Here is an 18,503-nt window from a genome sequence, read left to right on the forward strand (position 1 = left end):
CATGACGACTCAATGTGCGTGCCCTCGCGTAACAGATATGTCCGTATCATGATGATGAGAATGATCGTCATGATGTTGATGTGTTTCCTTCAAGGGTGACAGGCTGCACCTACAGGCCGCCTCATCTTCATCCCCCCAGTCAATGGCAACCGTTGCGTGTTCTACGTGAAAACGGTCATAAAGCTCGCGCTCTACCTGCCGAACCACCTGACGCACGTCCGCCCCCTCGTTGGCGCGTACATGCAATGTGGCCAGGGTGCGCCCCGACGTGATCATCCACACGTGCACATGGTGGATGTCTGCCACTCCCGTTACGCTGTCTTTAAGGTAGCGTTCAATCTCTTGCGGCATGGCATTGGCGGGAGCCCCTTCCAAGAGTATGTGCAGCGATTTTGTCAATAACACCCATGCGCTGCGCAAAATCAGCACGGACACCACCAGCGACAAGATAGGGTCGATGGGGGTCCAGCCGGTAAAATAGACGACAATAGCCGCCGCGATAGCACCGATGGAACCGAGCAGATCGCCCATCACATGCAGTGCAGCGCCTTTGATATTGACATGCTCGCTGTCGCCGCGCGTCAATATCCAGAACACCACAATATTCACCAGCAGCCCGATCGCTGCCACGACCAGCATCGGCCCCGCCAACACCTCGTGCGGCTGGCGAAAACGCAGCCACGCTTCGTAGGCTATCCAGATGACGATAGCAAACAGCGTCAGCGCATTGATAAACCCGGCAATGACTTCGAAGCGCAAATAGCCAAAGGTGCGCTTGGTGTCAGCATGACGACGACCAAAACGAAAGGCGGCATAGGACAACGCCAGTGCCGCGGCATCCGTCAGCATATGTCCCGCATCCGCCAGCAGCGCCAACGAACCGGAAAGCACACCACCCACGACTTCTACCAGCATAAAGGTAAAAGTAATCACAAAAGCGATCAGGACCTTGCGCTCATTCGACCGCGTTACCGTCGGTGAATGGTCGTGAGCATGATCGTGCTGAGAATGGGACATTGAACCTCTCCTGCCTTTAGATAATTTAATATATGAATATACATTCATATATTAAAAGTCAAGCAATGCAAACAGGTGATCGGCCGCGACGATCGCCGTACTCAACCGTATTATTCTCATGCCAGGCAGGCATCAAGATCTCATTTCAAGTCATGCATCTGTTGATGAATCTCCGCCAACACGCCGTTAGCACGCTGATACTCTGCCCGTTTTTTACTGGCAACATCGTCGAGCCTTTTGCGTGCGATGCGCAGCGGCAACTGGCACACGCCATCAGGTCGCAATTGCCCTCCCACGGAGAGCCAAAAGCTTTCATAATCGGCATGAAAACTGGTTTTCTTTTTACGCCAGTAGCGCCAATTCTGATAAACATGGGTATGATTTCCCACTGCTACCATGCACTCAATGCCTAATAACTCGCCCAGTACACAGGCCGTTTCCAGTACCAGCCGCTTAGGGAACAATCCATGGCAATCGCGCGTCACCTGCGAGATGCGTGCCTTCTGCTGTTGCAAGTGCCGCGTCGGCCCTTGTAATCCGCCGATAAACAACGCTCTGCGTCCTTCGAACTGCACCACCGTCATGGTCATGCGCGCCAGCGGCATCCCTTCAGTACACAGTTGGAGCGTTATCTCTCCCTCTTTATCCAGTGACGAGTGGGAACCCAAGAGCAACGCGTAAGCCGCACCGCTTTTGCCCTGAAAATTCACGATCGGGACCCCACCGGGGGTCAGCATCAGGCGACGTAACCTTGGATTGGCGCAGGCAACGGTATCATAGTGGTAACAAAGTGCGGCCAAGGCGTTGCGGGCAGAAAAACGGCTGGAGAGATACGGCCGTTGAAGTTTATCGGGCAGCGCCATTTGGGCATACAGCATCTGCGCCCGCTGCGGGTGACTGGCAATGTAGTGCAGCCAGTTCAGCGTCAAAACAGGGTGAAGGAGCGAGCGCGCCAGAAATTTAAGACGGTAGGCGGGCTTTAGCCAAACGCTCTTCTCATCAGGGTGAATATCCCCGCGCAGCAGGTGGCTCAGTAACTGCCAGCGGCTCATCGGGGATGGTATTTCATCAAAGGTTGCAAATGCCATAAGCGATAATAGTGTTGATTCGGAAACAGACCCCTATCTCTATCAGCCGTTGGCTAAACCGTTATGAAATCATCTTTCAGGAAGCAACCCAACCCCAGCCTTGTTTATGATTGGTTTATGAGAATGCATCACATCGACCAGTCACTGCCAATGTGATGCTCCCCACGTATCAGGACAAGCGCGGATAAATCCCGGGACCAATAGGCAATCCCAACACATACCAGACGACCAGCAAAATCAGCCACACGGTAAAGAACACGATGGGGTAAGGAATCACCAATGAATAATAAGTCCCCAGCTTGGCATCCTTGACGTAGCGCTGTAAAAAGGCCAGAAACAGCGGGAGGAAGGGGGATACCGGCGCCAGCGGAATCACCGATGAGTCTGCGACGCGAAACACCATTTGCGCGAAAGCCGGATGAAAGCCCAGCAGCATAAACATCGGTACAAAAATAGGTGCCAGTATCGACCAGATGGCAGAGCCGCTGGCGATAAACATGCACAAGAACGCAGACAGGAAAATCAAGCCGACGAAAGCGGGAATGCCGGTCATGCCTAATGACTCCAGCAGGTCGGTAAGTCCGATGGCAATAAATTTTCCCATGTTGCTCCAGTTAAAGAAGGCAACAAACTGTGAAAGGGGAAACACCATCACGATAAAACCAGCCATCCCTTTCATCGGATCCACCATCAGTTGCGGTAGATCGTTTTGCGATTTTATCTGGCCAGTGGCGATGCCATAAGGAATGGAGACGACGAAAAAGAACAAGATAATCAAGGGAACAATCCCCTGAATAAACGGAGATGGCATCACGGTGTGTTTCACCGGGTCGCGCAGTGGCCCCCATTCCGGCACCACCAGCAAAGCCACCAGCGCCAGAAATACCAGCGCCGCAATCCCACTGGCGCGCAGCCCTCGGTTTTGCTCCGGCGTTAACCGCGCCAGATGTTCGTGACGTTCACCTTGATAAGGTGGTAAGCGCGGCTCAACAAACTTGTCAGTGACCAATGCGCCAACGATGGTTAACACCACCACGGAGGCGGACATAAAGAACCAGTTGTCCACCACGCTAACGTGAATCGCCGGGTTGATCGCCTTTGCCGCTTCGGTGCTGAGACCGGAGAGCAGTACATCGGTGGTAACAATCAGCATATTCGCGGTAAAACCAGAGCCAACGCCGGCAATGGCGGCCAACAATCCGGCAACCGGGTGCCTGCCCACGGCCAGAAAGATTAACGCGCCCAGCGGTGGCATCACCACCAGCGCCGCATCGGATGAGATATGACTAAAGAACGCGATAAACAACACCATGTAACTGGCATACCGCGCGCTGACACGCGCCGCCATCTTGTACATCAGCGTTTGCAGCAACCCCACCCGCTCTGCCAACCCTGCGCCCAACACCAGCGCCAGAATCGCCCCCAGCGGAGCAAAACCGCTAAAATTCTTGATAACGTTGGGCAATATCCACTGCAACGCGTCGACGCTGAGCAAGTTCTTGACCTGTACGGTTTCACCGTTGGCAGGGTTCACTGCCGTCAGCCCCAGCCAGGAAAACAACGCGCTCGCGACCATCAACGCGACAATCAAATACACAAACAACAGAAAGGGATTGGGGATCTTATTACCGATCCGTTCAACCCACTTAAACAATCCTCCTGGCGGCATCTGCTCGCTTTGCGCTGCAACACTCATGGTGCTTCCCCCGTACTCGATGTGTGATGTGATGTTGTAGATAGGTGTTTTTTGTTATGTCGTTTTCGTTGTGTCTATGGCCGGGTACAGCCGGTGCGCGGCGGGAACGGCGCAGCGCAACCGGTTGCTACCCAGCAAATCTGAAGCGTGCTAGCCCTGTAAAGGCGCGGGCTGGATACCCGCAGGGATCGGGCAGTGATAAGGTCTCTCCTGCCGTGCTGCCAGCCACTCCTCACGGCAGGTTTGCAATAGCGCAGCGTCGCCAAACAGTGCCAGCGCCGTGGCAGACATCACCTTCGCCGCTTGCACCATGCCTTTGTGCGCCAGCGATGTCTGGCCCTGCGCCACTGCTTGCCAGGTGTGCAGAGGCGTACCGATGGCATAGCAGGGGCTAAAACATTGTGCGGTGGGCACCAGCCAACTGACGTCACCCACATCCGTTGAACCCGGCAGTACCGCTTCGGTAGGGGCATAAGGGGCGACACGCTCTGTCAGCGTTTTATCGCGCAAGGTGCGGGTAAAGACGACACCCTCGGCGCCTCCTGTGCGCGCTATCGTCGATAAGTTGCTGGCGATATCCTCATCGCTCAGCGTGCGGGCGATGTCAGCCGCATAGGCCCACTCATCAGCATCGTATTCTGGGATGCCAAACGCCTTCACAAAGCCATACATCGCCTGTTCCAGGGTGCGGTTAGGGGCATAGTTGGAACAGGCTTTATCAAATCGCACCGTGAGCGTGGTTTCTGTCATCAGCGCGGCACCTTGCGCGATTTTCACCACGCGTTCATAAATCGCTTGAGCGTCATCCATCTGAGGCGCACGTACCAGATAAAGCACTTCGGCATCCGCCTGAACCACGTTGGGGGCATGACCGCCGGTGTCTGTCACGGCGTAGTGCAACCGGGCTTCCGGGATAATATGTTCTCGCAGGAAATTGGCGCCGGTGTTCATTAACGTCAGCGCGTCCAGTGCGCTACGACCAAGGTGAGGGGCCGCCGCCGCATGCGCAGCTTTGCCTTTAAAACGAAATGCCGCCTGAATATTTGCCAGCGTCGGCGTGCAGAACATGCCACCGAAGGTTTCTGGATGCCAGGTCAGGGCGGCATCGACATCATCAAATACCCCTTCACGCGCCATAAAGGTTTTGCCTGAACCGCCCTCTTCCCCTGGGCAGCCATAAAAGCGAACAGTGCCCGACTGCGGATACTGCTCCAGCCAGGCTTTAACCGCCAGCACCCCGCCCAGCCCTGCGGTTCCCAGTAAGTGGTGACCGCAGCCGTGGCCGTTACCGCCCGCCGTCACCGGTGATGCAACCGCACACCCCGCCTGTTGGCTAAGCCCGGCCAAGGCATCGAACTCACCGAGCAGCGCGACAATCGGTTGACCGCTGCCAAAGCTTGCGACAAAAGCGGTATCGATATTGGCAATACCACGCTGCACCTGAAACCCTTGTGCTTCCAATTCCCCCGCCAGCCGCTCTGCGGCGTAGTGCTCGGTAAAGCGGGTTTCAGGGTGATCCCAGATATCATCCGAAATCGCCGCCAGTTGCGCGGTGCGCGGCGTGAGGAACTGATTGATGAAATCCACGATGAATGCCGTCATTTCAGCCGCCAAAGTCGTTAATGTTAAGTGCCAGCAACGCCAACGTGGTGACGGCTACCGTCATTACGCTCTCATCAAAATCAAATTTTTCGTTGTGATGCCCGGCGCTGAGGTCCGTACCAAACACCACATAAGAGGCCAGACCGCCGTGGGCTTTTACCCGCTCCATCAGGTAAGTGGCATCTTCCGATCCTGCGGCGTCGGTTTGACTGTCGATGATGTGCGTCAACGCTGGCACCTGTTCGGCCTGCTGGTGGATGAACGCTACCCATGCCGGGCTGGGTTTGCTGCTTTGCGCGGCCCCCATTAGAGCAACATCCACCTCAACGCCGTGCATGTGGGCAGCGCCCTCAATCACTTTCAGCGCGTGTTGGTAGACGAAGTCGTTAACCTCATTGGTTGAACCTCGCGTTTCCACTTTCAGGGTGGCGCGAGACGGCACCACGTTACGCCCCGTCCCCGCCTGAAGCACACCGACATTAATACGCGAACTGCCTGCGCTGTGGCGCGGAATGGCGTGTAACCCCAGTGTCGCCTGCGCGGCTGCCAACAGTGCATTGCGTCCTTCTTCCGGTCGCCCGCCCGCGTGTGATGCAATGCCACGGTACGTCACGTCCAGTTTGGTGGTCGCCATAAAGGTATCGTTGCCGCACACCACGTGACCACGCGGCACGCCGGTGCCAATATGAATCGCAGTAAAATAGTCGACATCATCAACCACGCCAGCGTCTGCCATCGATTTCCCCCCGCGCGTGCCCTCTTCAGCAGGTTGAAATACAATCTTGATGGTGCCGCACAGTTGCTCACGCATCGCCATCAAGACCTGAGCCAGCCCCAGGCCAATGGTGGTATGTCCATCATGCCCGCAGGCATGCATCATGCCCGCGTTGCATGAGGCAAAGCCTTCACGGAAAGGACGATGGTCATCCGTCAGCTGTTCGTTAAGATCCAACGCATCCATATCTACGCGATAGCCGATAACCGGACCGGGACGCCCGGTATCCAGCGTGGCGACCAGACCGGTAAAACCGCCGGAGAAATGAGGCAGCCATTGCGGCAACGCGCCTTGCTCCAGCGCGCGCTGTTCTTGTTCGCGCAATACGTTTTCCGGCGGTAATCCCATACGCGATTCGGCACGGATCGCGTCACGCCCCAGCGTCAGGTGGTATCCCAGATGGTGCAACATCTCCGCGACCAGCGTGGACGTACGAAACTCCAGCCAGCCGGATTCCGCATACTTATGCAAATCACGACGTAAGGCGCGCCACTGCGGCGCAAGCGTTTCCACATGATTTTTAAGGCTGGAATAGCGTATTTCTGATGACATTGGCTGACCTCTGCGACTGAATTGAACAATGTGACGCAATAGTCATTGCTGAAAATCCTCATCAACAATGACTAAAAATTCATAATAAAAAATGTACACAACCCCATTGCCGTGAATAAGATGACAAGATGTTTGCCGTGATAAACAGTGGTTATCACCAGAGGATGGAGAATAGGCATGGCGCTGAACGTGAAGTTGCATCAATTACAGTCATTTGTAGAGGTAGCGCGCCATGGCAGCATTCGCGCCGCCGCGCGCCAGCTCGCGCTGTCACAGCCTGCGCTGACCAAAGCGATTCAGGAATTAGAAAATAATCTGGGTGCGCGGCTATTTCTGCGCCATCGGCAAGGCATGGTATTGACCGATTGCGGCGAAGCCTATTTTCGTCATGCCAGTCTGATCATGGAAGAGTTGCGCGTGGCGCGAGAAGATATCCAGCAGCGACTCGGGCAAGCCTCAGGCCGCGTCAACATTGGTATTGGTGCCAGCGTTGCCCACACGGTCATGCCCGAGATCATCAAGCGCTTCCATCGTCTTTACCCTCAGGTCAAACTGCGTATCACTGAGGGGCAATTGGTCGCCATGATCCATGAATTGCGCCAGGGAGAGCTGGATTTCACCATCAATACCTATTCGGGCTCATCCTATGATAACGAGCTGTTATACGAAAAACTGATGGAAAAAGAGTATTGCGTGGTAGTTAGGCGCGATCACCCGTTGGTGCACGTCAATAGCCTGGAGGATCTGATGGAGTATGAATGGACGATGCCCACGCCGCGCGGCAGTTATTACACACAGTTGTATGAGCTGTTTGCCACTTTGCCCAAGCAGCCGCGCGTGAGCGTCACCTGCGAGACACTGCTTTCCAACATCAGCCTGGTTACCCAGACTGATTTTATCAGCATTCTGTCACGCGACATCACGCGAGACCCTATTCTGGGTGAGCGGCTACGCGTACTGGAGTTGGACCAGCCGCTTCCCAAGGCGACGTTCTATTTGATACAGCGCAAAGATACCATGCTCTCCCCGATGGGGGCACAGCTGGCAAAGCTGTTTCGCCGCTACTGTCAGCAATAGTGCATACGACAGCCACGGCGGGCTCGGTTAATCCAGATTCTGGCCGTTGCTGGCGATCACTTTCTGGTACCAGGCAAAGGATTTTTTCTTGCGCCGCTCCAGCGTGCCGTTACCAAGATCGTCGCGATCGACATACACAAAACCGTAACGCTTGCTCATTTCCCCGGTCGATGCCGCGACCAAGTCGATACAGCCCCAGGTGGTGTAGCCGATAACCGGGATACCGTCATCGATCGCATCGCCCATGGCGCGAATGTGTTCACGCAAATAGCTGATGCGGTAATCGTCTTCGATCTCACCGTTGGCATTGATCTCATCGCGTGCCCCCAACCCGTTTTCCACCAGAAACAGCGGCTTCTGGTAACGGTCATACATCATGTTCATGGTGATGCGCAGGCCGAGCGGGTCGATGCCCCAGCCCCATTCACTGCGGGTAATATGCGGATTGGTAAGGGATTTAACAATATTGGCTGCGCTGCTGTTGTGCTCATTCATCTCCGCTGAGGCACAGCGTGAGGCGTAGTAACTGAATGAGACAAAATCGACGGTGTTTTTCAGGATGTCAGCATCGCCATCCTGCATCTCGATGTGGACACCTTTCTCACGGAACACCCGCGCGGAATAGGACGGGTAAGCGCCACGTGCCTGAACATCAATAAAGAACAGGTTTTCCCGATCCTTTTCCAGTGCCGCCCACACATCTTCTGGCTTACACGACCACGGATAAAAGTTTCCCCCTGCCAGCATGCAGCCTACCTGATTTTCAGGGTTGACCTCGTGCGCGATCCGGGTCGCCAGCGCGCTAGCAATCAACTCATGGTGCGTGGCTTGATACTTCACCTGATCCTGATTTTCACCCGGTTCGAACACCAGACCGGCACCGGAGAACGGGCTGTGCAGCAGGATATTGATCTCGTTGAAGGTCAGCCAGTATTTCACCAGTCCGTCGAACGCTTCGAAGCAGGTGCGCGCATAGCGGGTGAAAAACTCCACCATCTTGCGGTTGCGCCACGAACCATACTCGGTGACCAGATGCATCGGTACATCAAAATGGCACAGCGTCACCAGCGGTTCGATACCGTATTTGCGGCATTCGCTGAATACCGCGTGATAAAAGGCGATACCTTCCGGGTTCGGCGTCAGTTCGTCGCCCTTCGGGTAGAGGCGGCTCCAGGCGATGGACGTGCGGAACACGGTAAACCCCATCTCCGCCATCAACGCGATGTCTTCCTTATAGCGATGATAGAAATCGATCGCCTGATGGCTGGGGTAGAACTCGTCGTCTCGCAGCGTAAAACGCTTCTCCTGCCCCAGCTTTACCGGCAAACGGGCGGGGCCGTGCGGGATCATATCCACGGTGGTCAACCCTTTTCCACCTTCCCGATAAGCGCCTTCTGACTGGTTTGCCGCCAGGGCGCCCCCCCATAAAAATCCGTCTGGAAATATCGCTGCTGACATGAATCACCTTCTTTTTGTAACAATATCAATTAACTGACGCTGGTGGCCTGCACAGGTTCACTGGTTTTGGCCTGGGTTGGTTGTGATTCCTCTTCGGTTTCAGGAATATCCTCAAAGCCGAGAATAAGTGTCAGTACAAACGACAACACCACCGCCAAAATCATCACAGCCACCACCCAGACAATGCTCATCGGGTTGGCCGGATCGAAAAATTGCACGCTGGTAAACAGCCCGGGTGACGCCATGGAGTGGCTGGCAAGACCGCCAATTCCGGCGACCGCACCGCAAATAAAACCACTGATCAGGCTGGCAATCAGCGGACGTTTCAACCGCACCGCCACGCCGTACAACGCAGGTTCGGAGATCCCCGCCACAATGGCGGATGCCGCTGCCGCCAACGCAGTCTGACGCAACTCACGGTTTTTGGTACGGAACGCCACCGCCAGCGAGGAACCGCCGAGCGACAGGTTGGCACCGATTTCTGAAGGCATTACCATGCCTTCTTTACCGGTTTCCGCAATGGTTTGAATAATGGTCGGGGTAAATACGCGGTGCATACCGGTCATGACCAACAGCGGCCACAGCGCCCCCATGATCGCCACCGATAACCAGCCCAGATAGCCGTGGATGGTGTAAACGATGGAAGAGATGCCGCTACCGATCCAGATCCCCAACGGGCCGATAATCACAATGGCGATCGGCGCAGAGACCAGCACGATCAGCATCGGTTTCAGGAAGTTTTTCGTCACTGCCGGCGTTATGCGATCGATACCTTTTTCGATGTACGACAGGATCCAGGTCATGCACAGCGCCGGGATAACCGTATAGGTATATTTCACCGCCGTGACCGGAATAAACGCCAGCTCGACCACCTGCCCTTGTGCCGCTTTTGCCATCAGGTCGATAAAGTTGGGATGCACCAGCACACCCGCAATGGCTATAGCCAGCGACATGTTGGTTTTAAATTTAAGCGCCGCTGAGGCCGCCACCATGATAGGCAGGAAGAAGAACGCGCCGTCACCGATCACGTTCAGGATCACCAGCGTTGAGGAGCCCTTCTCGAACACGCCGAACATGTCGAGGATCATCGCCAGCAGTTTCACCATCGAACCGCCGATAATCGCTGGGATCAGCGGCGACATGGTGCCAATCAGCGCATCCAGAATGCCTGCACCAATGCTTTTTAACGTAATTTTTCGTTTGGCATCAGGCAGCGTGCCCGTTGCACCCGCCGGGCCGAGCTTCAACACTTCCTGATAGGCTTTCGCCACGTTGTTGCCAATAATCACCTGACACTGCGTTTCGGTGTTTACCACCCCCATCACGCCGCTGATGGCTTTGAGTGTGGGGTTGTCTACCTGCGTTTTATCTTTTACCACGAAGCGCAAACGCGTCATGCAGTGCGTCACTGCTTCGATGTTTTCCAGTCCCCCCAGCGCATCCACAATAGCGCGAGAGACAGTTTCATAATTCTTGGACATAAGTAGGTTATCTCTTGGTGTCGGTGCGGAAAAAATCGCCATAGGGAACCGGTTCCACAAAATCATGAAACGTTTCACAGCGCCAAACAAGAGAGGAAAACCATTAATTTTCCTTTTCGTGATAACGATCACCTACCGTTAACATGACCGCTTCAACGAAGCTACTGAAAAGCAACGGCAAAATGGGTAGACTGTCGCAAGATGACTTTTTAGCGGGTAACAGTACATGACAACCATTCTTGAGGTGGCAAAGAAGGCCGGGGTCGCCAAATCGACGGTATCGCGCGTGTTGTCAGGTAACGGTTACGTCAGTCAGGAAACAAAAGATCGTGTATTCAAAGCGATAGAAGAGAGCGGCTATCGCCCCAATCTGTTGGCGCGTAACCTCGCTGCGCAGAAATCACAAACCATTGGATTGGTGATCACCAATACCCTGTATCACGGCACTTACTTTAGCGAGTTGCTGTTTCAAGCGGCAAAAATGACCGAAGCGCACGGCCGCCAATTGCTACTGGTGGATGGCAAACACAGCGCGGAAGAAGAGCGCGCCGCGATTCAATTCCTGATCGATTTACGCTGCGATGCCATCATCATCTACCCGCGTTTTCTCACCATTGATGAAATGGATCAGATCATCAGCCAGCATAAACAGCCCATCATGGTGCTGAACCGCCGGTTACGGGTAAATGACAGCTACTGTATTTACTCCGATCAGCATGAATCCAGCCGCCATGCCGTCAACCACCTGATCGAGCAGGGGCATCGTGAAATTGCTTTTATCACCGGCGCGCTGGATTCGCCCACGGGGGTGGAACGCCTCGCTGGCTACAAAGCCGCACTGGAACAGCACGCGATTCCTGTGGATGAACGCCGTATCGTTCCCGGTAAGTGGGCACTCACCAATGGTGTTGAGGCCGTCAACACCCTACTCGACAATCAGGTCAGCTTCTCCGCGTTGGTCGCCAGTAATGACGATATGGCCATTGGCGCGCTCAAACAGCTCTATACGCGCGGCGTTCGTGTGCCCGAGCAGGTGTCGGTCATTGGTTTTGATGACTTGCCGACGGCGGCGTTTACCATCCCTTCGCTCTCCAGTGTGAAAATGCCGTTGGGCGAGATGATTCAAGAGATCATCAACCAACTGCTGTCCATGCTGGATGGTGGGACATTGCGCCAACGCAAGGCCTATCCTGCATCATTGATCCTGCGCGATTCGGTGACGACGGGACCGTTTTATCGCTAGTTTTTTCACCGATGCGACGTCAACGATGTCGTGATATCATACGGTTACGTAAGGATACGCGAACTCAAACCGATGTTTTTCAGCCGCCCCAAGACCCTCGGCGACCTGATCAAATCAGGCAGCCTCAAAAAGATCCAGCAGCGCATCGACGCTGCCAACTGCAATCAACCTGATGAGCACGGCTACGCGCCGCTGCACTATGCCGTCATCTACCGCGAAGCGAAGATTGCACGCTACCTGCTGTCGCAAGGAAGCGAGCCGCTGATCGGTGAACAGGGCAGACACCTTCCCGCGATAAACGAGGTCGTCAATTCACTCTGTTTGCCGCTGATTGAAGCGTTTCTCGATTCCGGTATCTTCCTGCCGGAATATATCGATGGCTTACCGCTGTTGCACCATCTGGTGCGACGTAAAGATCTGAAAGAGAAACACGTCGCATTCTTTCTGCAACAGGGGTTGGATCTGAACGCGATCGATACCCGAGCCAGCGGTAAAACGGTGCTTGCCTACTACCTGAGCCAGGAATACATCACCATTGATACCCTGCGTCTGCGTTGGCTTATCAGCCTGGGCGCGGACGTCAACCGGGCAGAACAGCCGTGGGCAACGCCGCTCTATTGCGCGCTGACCAACGGTACGCTGTACAACACCCAGGACAAACTCAGCATTACCACCTTCACCAGCGTACTGGATGAGCTGGAGAAAGGCGGGCTGCAACACGATCTGGATTTGGACAGTTGCCATTATTTCGGTATCGGGCTTGAAGCGCTCAAACGCGGGCACTTCGCTGGTTTTATCCGGCTGCTGCAAGCCGGGATCAGTATTCCTGATGATGAGAAAGGGGAGATCGTTAATTTTCTCACCAGCGAAAACTTCCGCCCAAAACAGGTAAAACTGATTTTCGAGTTGAACCAAAGTCAAGGGTATGAGCTTCCTCTCAGTATCCTGATCCATGATTCGCGTACCATCCGGCAGATCATTGACGAATTGCCGCACGATGCCCCCAATATCAACACCCTGTTTATCGATATCGCCACCGCAACCGGTCTTCGGCGGGATGAAAAGCTCTCCCTGTTGAGCACCCTGCTGGACAAAGGCGCTGACATCAATACGCCGGGTGCCTGGTCTCATTTCAAGATCAGCATCCTGCACACCGTCGTCGGTTGGCCCGACGATGTGGAACACAGTCAGGCTCTGCTGCCCTGGCTGCTTGAACGCGGTGCAGCCATTGAGTGTCATGGCCTGTCCGCGTTTTATCTGGCGGTGTGGTTTGGCCACATGGAGACTGCCAATTTGCTGGCAACGCGCGGTGCCAATCTCACCTGGATCGATTGTAAACAGGGTACGGTGTTCTCTTACCTTTTCACCCAGAACCCCCACGGAGAACGGATGCGCCTGAGCAAGGTATCCGCCGTGTTGCGCCGTTTGCAGGGGATCTACCGCAGTAAAGGGCAGTCCTTGCCCCTCGCTGAGCCATTTAATTATAACTCGCATGACTACGCGCCACTGAGCACCACCCATACGCTTGCGGCGTGCATTGCGCTGTACGATGCAGAGTATTTTATTCCCTTGGCTCGCACCCTGCTGGATATCGGTTGGCCGCTGAATGCCGCGATTAATGACGAGCATTTCAACGGCAACATGATCGCCTATTATCTGGAGTACGCCAAAGCCGGTGAGGATATCAGCCTGCTGCTCGATACCCTGCCGGAACCCCTCGATGTCACCAGTGAGATATCTGGCGATCCGCTACAGCGCGCCATCGGTTCCCGCGTGTCGCTGGAAACTGTCCAACGTCTGATCGTCGGTAACGATCCGAATCGGAGTATTGGCAGGAAGATCAAAGGCGATAGCGTCGTCTATGTTGAACAACCGCTGCTGATCTACACCATGGATCATGTGAGTGGGGACCGTGATAAAATTACGCCAGAGTATGCGTATGCCGTGTGCAACATGCTGTTGAGCGCGGGGGCCGATCCCAACTGCACCTCGACGCGCCGCTTCACGCCTGAGTTCGATCATCGCAACGGGGTGACGCGGTTAGAAAACAGCGCGCTAGAGTGGGCCATCATGCAGGAGTACTTCGACATCTTTACTCTGCTGCTGGATCACGGTGCCGATCCGGCTCGCCGCGCCTGTATCAAACAAGAGCAGTTTGTCCATTTTGCCTGCACCCGCCTGAGCAGCAAACCCGAATCAACCATTATCCTGTACTTGGATGAGTTGGAACGGCGTGGGCTGCTAGACATTGAAGCAAGGAGCGGCACCGAGGCCACGCCGCTGCTGATGGCGGTGTCCAAATGCCAAACGCCATTGGTGCGCTATTTCCTCGATCGTGGCGCAAACCCTAACGCCGTCGGCGGGTTCGATAACTCCGCCGCCTTGCACCGCGCCCTGAGCAATTGGGGGTGGGTCGATAAAGTCTCGCGCCGCGAAACCGTAGAACTGCTGTTAGCGGCCGGAGCCGACTGTCACTGGATCGATCCCGATGGCGACTATCCCTTGATGTGCGCCGCCGGGTACGGGAGTCTGGCCGGGCTAGAGGCGCTGTTGGCACACGGTGCTGACCCCCGTCAGGCCAATGCGCAAGGGCGCACCGCCCTGCATGAGGCGATAGCACGCGCCTACAGCTATGACACCTACCCCGATGATGAAGAAACAGAGGCAGAGCACAGCTTCGATCCGGTACTAAAAAGCGAGATCGTCAAACGCCTGCTCGATCATGGCGCGGATATCAATGCCGCCGATGAGGATGGCGATACGCCGCTGATCTTTGCTCTGCGCGCCAACCGGGAATCCATTGTCCACCTGTTGCTGGAGCGCGGTGCCGACGCGCAGCAGCCTGATAAGCTTGGCCGAACGCCGTTGATGCTGGCCGCACAATATTGTGCCGCACCCTATTTCGACCTGCTGTGGGCGCGCCAATCCACGTCAAACATCCGCCACCAGTGTGCCAACAACGGCGACAACCTGCTGCACGCCATCTGCCTGCGGCGCCATAGCGACACGGCGGAAGCCCAGTTCAGAACAGCGCTACTACACGGAGAGATTGCCTATCAGGCTAACGATCGGCGCATCACACCGCTGCACTATGCCTGCTATCTCGGACATCCGGCGATTGTGACACTCTGCTGTGAGCAGGGATTTGACGTCAATACACCAGATGACGGTGAGAATACGCCGCTGCATACCGCGTTATTTTTCGACGAGGACGAGGTTGAAGAGGATGACATCATCCAGATGGTCACCAGCCTGCTCACCGCTGGCGCGGACCCAAACCGGGCCAATGCCGCCGGGGAAACGCCGCTGATGGTCGCCTCACGGCGCAATCTGACCGATTGCGTCTCGCTGATGAGCATGATAACGGCAACCGCTCACGGGTTTGGCGCGGCTGGACAGAGGTTATCGTGACCTCAAAAGTTGGCAGATAATAGAATAACGGCAATATCAGTACTAATGCGCGCTGATATTGCCGGTGAAAATATTATTTCAACCACTATCGAAATATTATATATTTACAAATGAAATTACATTTAAAATAACAAGCGCTTCATCAAAAAAGCAAAACAATACATAAATAGAACCTAAAATAAAACAAACCGGGGTTGACGAAAATCAAATCAACTTTAAAGTGGAGATTGCACGTTGCGGTGATAGGCAATTTGTCATATCTACTTTAATCATGCCGTATGAAAAAGCCGGAGGTTTTATGCATGCAATCGCTGATGAAAGAGTAATAACGCCATCCATACAGTTACATGAAAATCTAATGGCGTTAAGCAAAAGTGTAAAAGGAATAATTCCTGACATCTCAACCACACACGTCAATGATATATTACAGTTAACGATTTCCCCCATGGCACTTGCGTGGAATTGGTCGAAAGGATTCAACTACAAGCCACAATGATAGAGCGAATCGTTATTCCCTACTAGAACATCGTTGAAACGTATTTTTAGACCTACACAGTGAACCTCACGGATGAGGTTCACTCATTTTAATGAATATATCATAGTCAATGACTTGATGAATAACTATACCGGATAACGCTTCAATCCTCGCTTGCAGTAGCTTTATGTTCGATACAACAACACCTTAATATGCCAATTTAACGCTGGAACCCGTTGCCGATGTTCTTAAATACGTTCACCAACGATATAAAACAAAAACCAGCAGCGGCTCTGTTAGCCATTATTATTACGGCTATGAGCTTGGTGACGACATTTCTTATCGTTATGCTCTATATTACAGACCGTGATATTGAACGGTGGTTGCCGGAGCATCAGCGTTTATATCGCATTGAAAGTCAATTCAACCTCCCTAATGGCGATAGTGTTCGCTCAGCGCAGATCCCTTTTCCGCTGGTGGAGGCATTACAGAAACATCCCCATATCGAAAACGTCGGATACGCTTACCGGTTGCATACTCACCTGCGCCGTCAGGGCAGCGTGATTCCCCGCGTTACCGTATTTGCCGTCACCCCAACGTTCATGGCACAACTGCACCCTTTTCGTGAAGATTTGCCAGCACCCGGCCCCCATGACATCTACATCACGGCCGATTTTAACCGCCACTATCTTGGATTAGCTGACCCACTGGGCAAAATAGTGGATTTGGGGGAGAGCGGCCAGTTCACCATCAAGGCTATCGTGGAGCCTCACCCTGACAGCAGTCTGCACCTGCCCGCCGCGATCGCCTTCACCCCAGAGCGGATAGCCGGATACCCCGATAAACGCCTGGACTGGTATGACAGCCATGTCTATGCCTTCGCTCGCCTCACCCCCTCCCACCCGCATTTTGATCAACAACTGCTGGCTAGCATCGTCGCCAATAATGCACCACAGATACCCGGAGCACCTTTTACACCCTCCTCGTTTCTGACGTTCAGCGCTAAAAACATCCTTGATATGCACTACGGCGATGGCTATGCCGATGAATTCGTCAAAACACGTGAAAAATCATTGCTTAATACGCTGTACACCGCAGCACTGTTTGTTCTCTTCACCACCGTGGCCAATTTTTTCAACATCAACGGTATTCTCAATGCCGCCAGACGCCCCAGCCTGCATATCAAGCGCAGTCTCGGTGCTTCAAGTGCGCAAATCCTGGCAGAATCGCTGAGCCTATTCTTGCCGCAGTTCCTGGCAACGGTAACGTTGGCAACCTTACTGCTTTGCGCCCTATTCCCTTTGTCGGCGGACGTGAGCGAATTGCTTCTCCGACAACCCATGACACGCCTGCTGACGGTATTTGTTGGCGTCACCCTGTCTATGGGCTTGATGATGCTACTCTCTCACCTGCTGAGTCTCGCTCTCTTCTTGTTTGGCAATCCGGCCTCACAGACCCCCAATCGCTATGAAAAGCAGCGTGTTTATTACCTCAACCGTATGATGATGGTGGTGCACCTGCTGGTCGCTGGCACGACTGTTTATCTGTGGGCGGGTGTGATGACGCAACACCACAGTGCGATGCATGCAGATGTGGGTTACCAGAAAGCGCACCGCCTGACATTTGCGCTCGATGAAGGATTTTACACACTCAGCAGCGTGCGCGAATTACAACATCGGCTCCAGGAAACCGCAGGCACGTCGGCTTTCAGTTTGAGCAGTTGGCAACCGTTTGACATGTCACGTCACATCCTCAACGTGCAGCACGCGCAACAGCAGGTGCAAGACCAATTTACCGCTATCAACACCCTTTCTGCCGACAAATACTTTGCGCAGGTTTGGGGATTAAAAACCCTGGCGGGCCAGGAGAATACGCTGAGAGCCAGCACCGATGATGACGTATGCCACGCTATCGTCACCCGCGCCTTCATGGATGCCATGGGGCAGAAAACCGTCGATGAGGTGCTGAATACCCGCTACTACATCCCCTTTCCGGAAGGACAAAAAGCACTCCGGGTGTTACGGATAGTGGAAAACTTCGACCTTGGAGAACACCTCTCTGCCCCCCAACCTTTGATCATCTTTATCAATGACCGCCTGGAAAAATTCGCGACAGTCGCGTATTCGAACGATCAACAGGAAGCCTCTATTGCCGCACAGATTAAACGTCATGGTCCACCTGACTTATCGCTGCAAACGGTACAGGCGCTTCATAACCGTCATTTTCATAACGATTCGCAGATGCTCAACGTCATTACCTTCACCGCGAGCATGGCGTTGATATTAATGGTTATCAGCACCTTGGTGATCAGTCTGTCAGACGCTCAGCGGTTAGACAGCACACTGAAAATCATGGAAGCAGTGGGGGGGTCTCTTGCAACAAACGTGGTGTTTTTTCTGCAACAACATGTGCTACCCATGTTGTTCTCTTTACTGGCGTCACTGGCCCTGGGAGGTTTGCTGTTAAGGCGCTGGTTACAACAGTATGACACCGTTGCCGAACGGGTTTATGTCAATGCGTTTGCGGCACTGCTGTTGCTGGGGCTGATAGTGGTAGCCATTATGGCACTGTCACTGGTGTTGCACGATGGCAGGGTAGCTCGCCCGCGGTTAAGGCGAGGGTAAGCCG

At 54.2% G+C, this 18,503-nt stretch carries 11 protein-coding genes; 4 read left to right on the top strand and 7 right to left on the bottom strand.

Features of this window, described 5'->3' with window-relative positions; genetic code table 11:
• Positions 1 to 9: 9 nt before the first annotated feature.
• The 5 genes from J5224_RS02450 to J5224_RS02470 form a co-directional block, all read right to left on the bottom strand.
• Positions 10 to 1,017 carry a cation diffusion facilitator family transporter gene (locus J5224_RS02450; protein ID WP_264623838.1) on the bottom strand — a complete coding sequence of 336 codons (1,008 nt, stop codon included), beginning with the start codon at positions 1,015 to 1,017 and terminating at the stop codon, positions 10 to 12.
• A gap of 140 nt (positions 1,018 to 1,157) precedes the next feature.
• Entirely contained in the window at positions 1,158 to 2,069 is a 912-nt protein-coding gene (locus tag J5224_RS02455; RefSeq protein WP_264623839.1) for a VirK/YbjX family protein, read from the bottom strand.
• Between the two features lie 205 nt (positions 2,070 to 2,274).
• Entirely contained in the window at positions 2,275 to 3,801 is a 1,527-nt protein-coding gene (gene abgT / locus J5224_RS02460) for a p-aminobenzoyl-glutamate transporter (RefSeq protein WP_264623840.1), read from the bottom strand.
• Between the two features lie 150 nt (positions 3,802 to 3,951).
• Positions 3,952 to 5,403, bottom strand: a complete 1,452-nt coding sequence (locus tag J5224_RS02465) for a M20 family metallopeptidase (RefSeq protein WP_264623841.1) — start codon at positions 5,401 to 5,403, stop codon at positions 3,952 to 3,954.
• Between the two features lies 1 nt (position 5,404).
• Complete coding sequence (locus tag J5224_RS02470) at positions 5,405 to 6,730, bottom strand: M20 family metallo-hydrolase (protein ID WP_264623842.1); 1,326 nt, start codon at positions 6,728 to 6,730, stop codon at positions 5,405 to 5,407.
• Between the two features lie 177 nt (positions 6,731 to 6,907).
• Here J5224_RS02470 and J5224_RS02475 point away from each other — a divergent pair, with 177 nt between their 5' ends.
• On the top strand, positions 6,908 to 7,807 hold the full coding sequence (locus J5224_RS02475) for a LysR family transcriptional regulator (protein ID WP_264623843.1): 900 nt from the start codon (positions 6,908 to 6,910) through the stop codon (positions 7,805 to 7,807).
• 27 nt (positions 7,808 to 7,834) lie between these two features.
• Here J5224_RS02475 and J5224_RS02480 read toward each other — a convergent pair whose 3' ends face one another.
• Both J5224_RS02480 and ascF read right to left on the bottom strand, forming a co-directional pair.
• Complete coding sequence (locus J5224_RS02480; RefSeq protein ID WP_264623844.1) at positions 7,835 to 9,265, bottom strand: 6-phospho-beta-glucosidase; 1,431 nt, start codon at positions 9,263 to 9,265, stop codon at positions 7,835 to 7,837.
• 29 nt (positions 9,266 to 9,294) lie between these two features.
• Positions 9,295 to 10,746, bottom strand: a complete 1,452-nt coding sequence (gene ascF / locus J5224_RS02485) for a PTS cellobiose/arbutin/salicin transporter subunit IIBC (RefSeq protein ID WP_264623845.1) — start codon at positions 10,744 to 10,746, stop codon at positions 9,295 to 9,297.
• A gap of 226 nt (positions 10,747 to 10,972) precedes the next feature.
• On the opposite strand from ascF, the gene J5224_RS02490 reads away from it, so the two are divergent.
• From J5224_RS02490 to darB, 3 genes are all read left to right on the top strand, one after another.
• Positions 10,973 to 11,989 carry a LacI family DNA-binding transcriptional regulator gene (locus J5224_RS02490; protein ID WP_264623846.1) on the top strand — a complete coding sequence of 339 codons (1,017 nt, stop codon included), beginning with the start codon at positions 10,973 to 10,975 and terminating at the stop codon, positions 11,987 to 11,989.
• 72 nt (positions 11,990 to 12,061) lie between these two features.
• On the top strand, positions 12,062 to 15,400 hold the full coding sequence (locus J5224_RS02495; protein ID WP_264623847.1) for an ankyrin repeat domain-containing protein: 3,339 nt from the start codon (positions 12,062 to 12,064) through the stop codon (positions 15,398 to 15,400).
• A 717-nt stretch (positions 15,401 to 16,117) separates the two neighbouring features.
• A complete protein-coding gene (gene darB, locus J5224_RS02500; RefSeq protein WP_264623848.1) occupies positions 16,118 to 18,499 on the top strand; it encodes a darobactin export ABC transporter permease subunit in 2,382 nt (793 codons plus the stop codon).
• Positions 18,500 to 18,503: the final 4 nt, after the last annotated feature.

It is taken from the genome of Candidatus Symbiopectobacterium sp. NZEC135 (assembly GCF_025962695.1).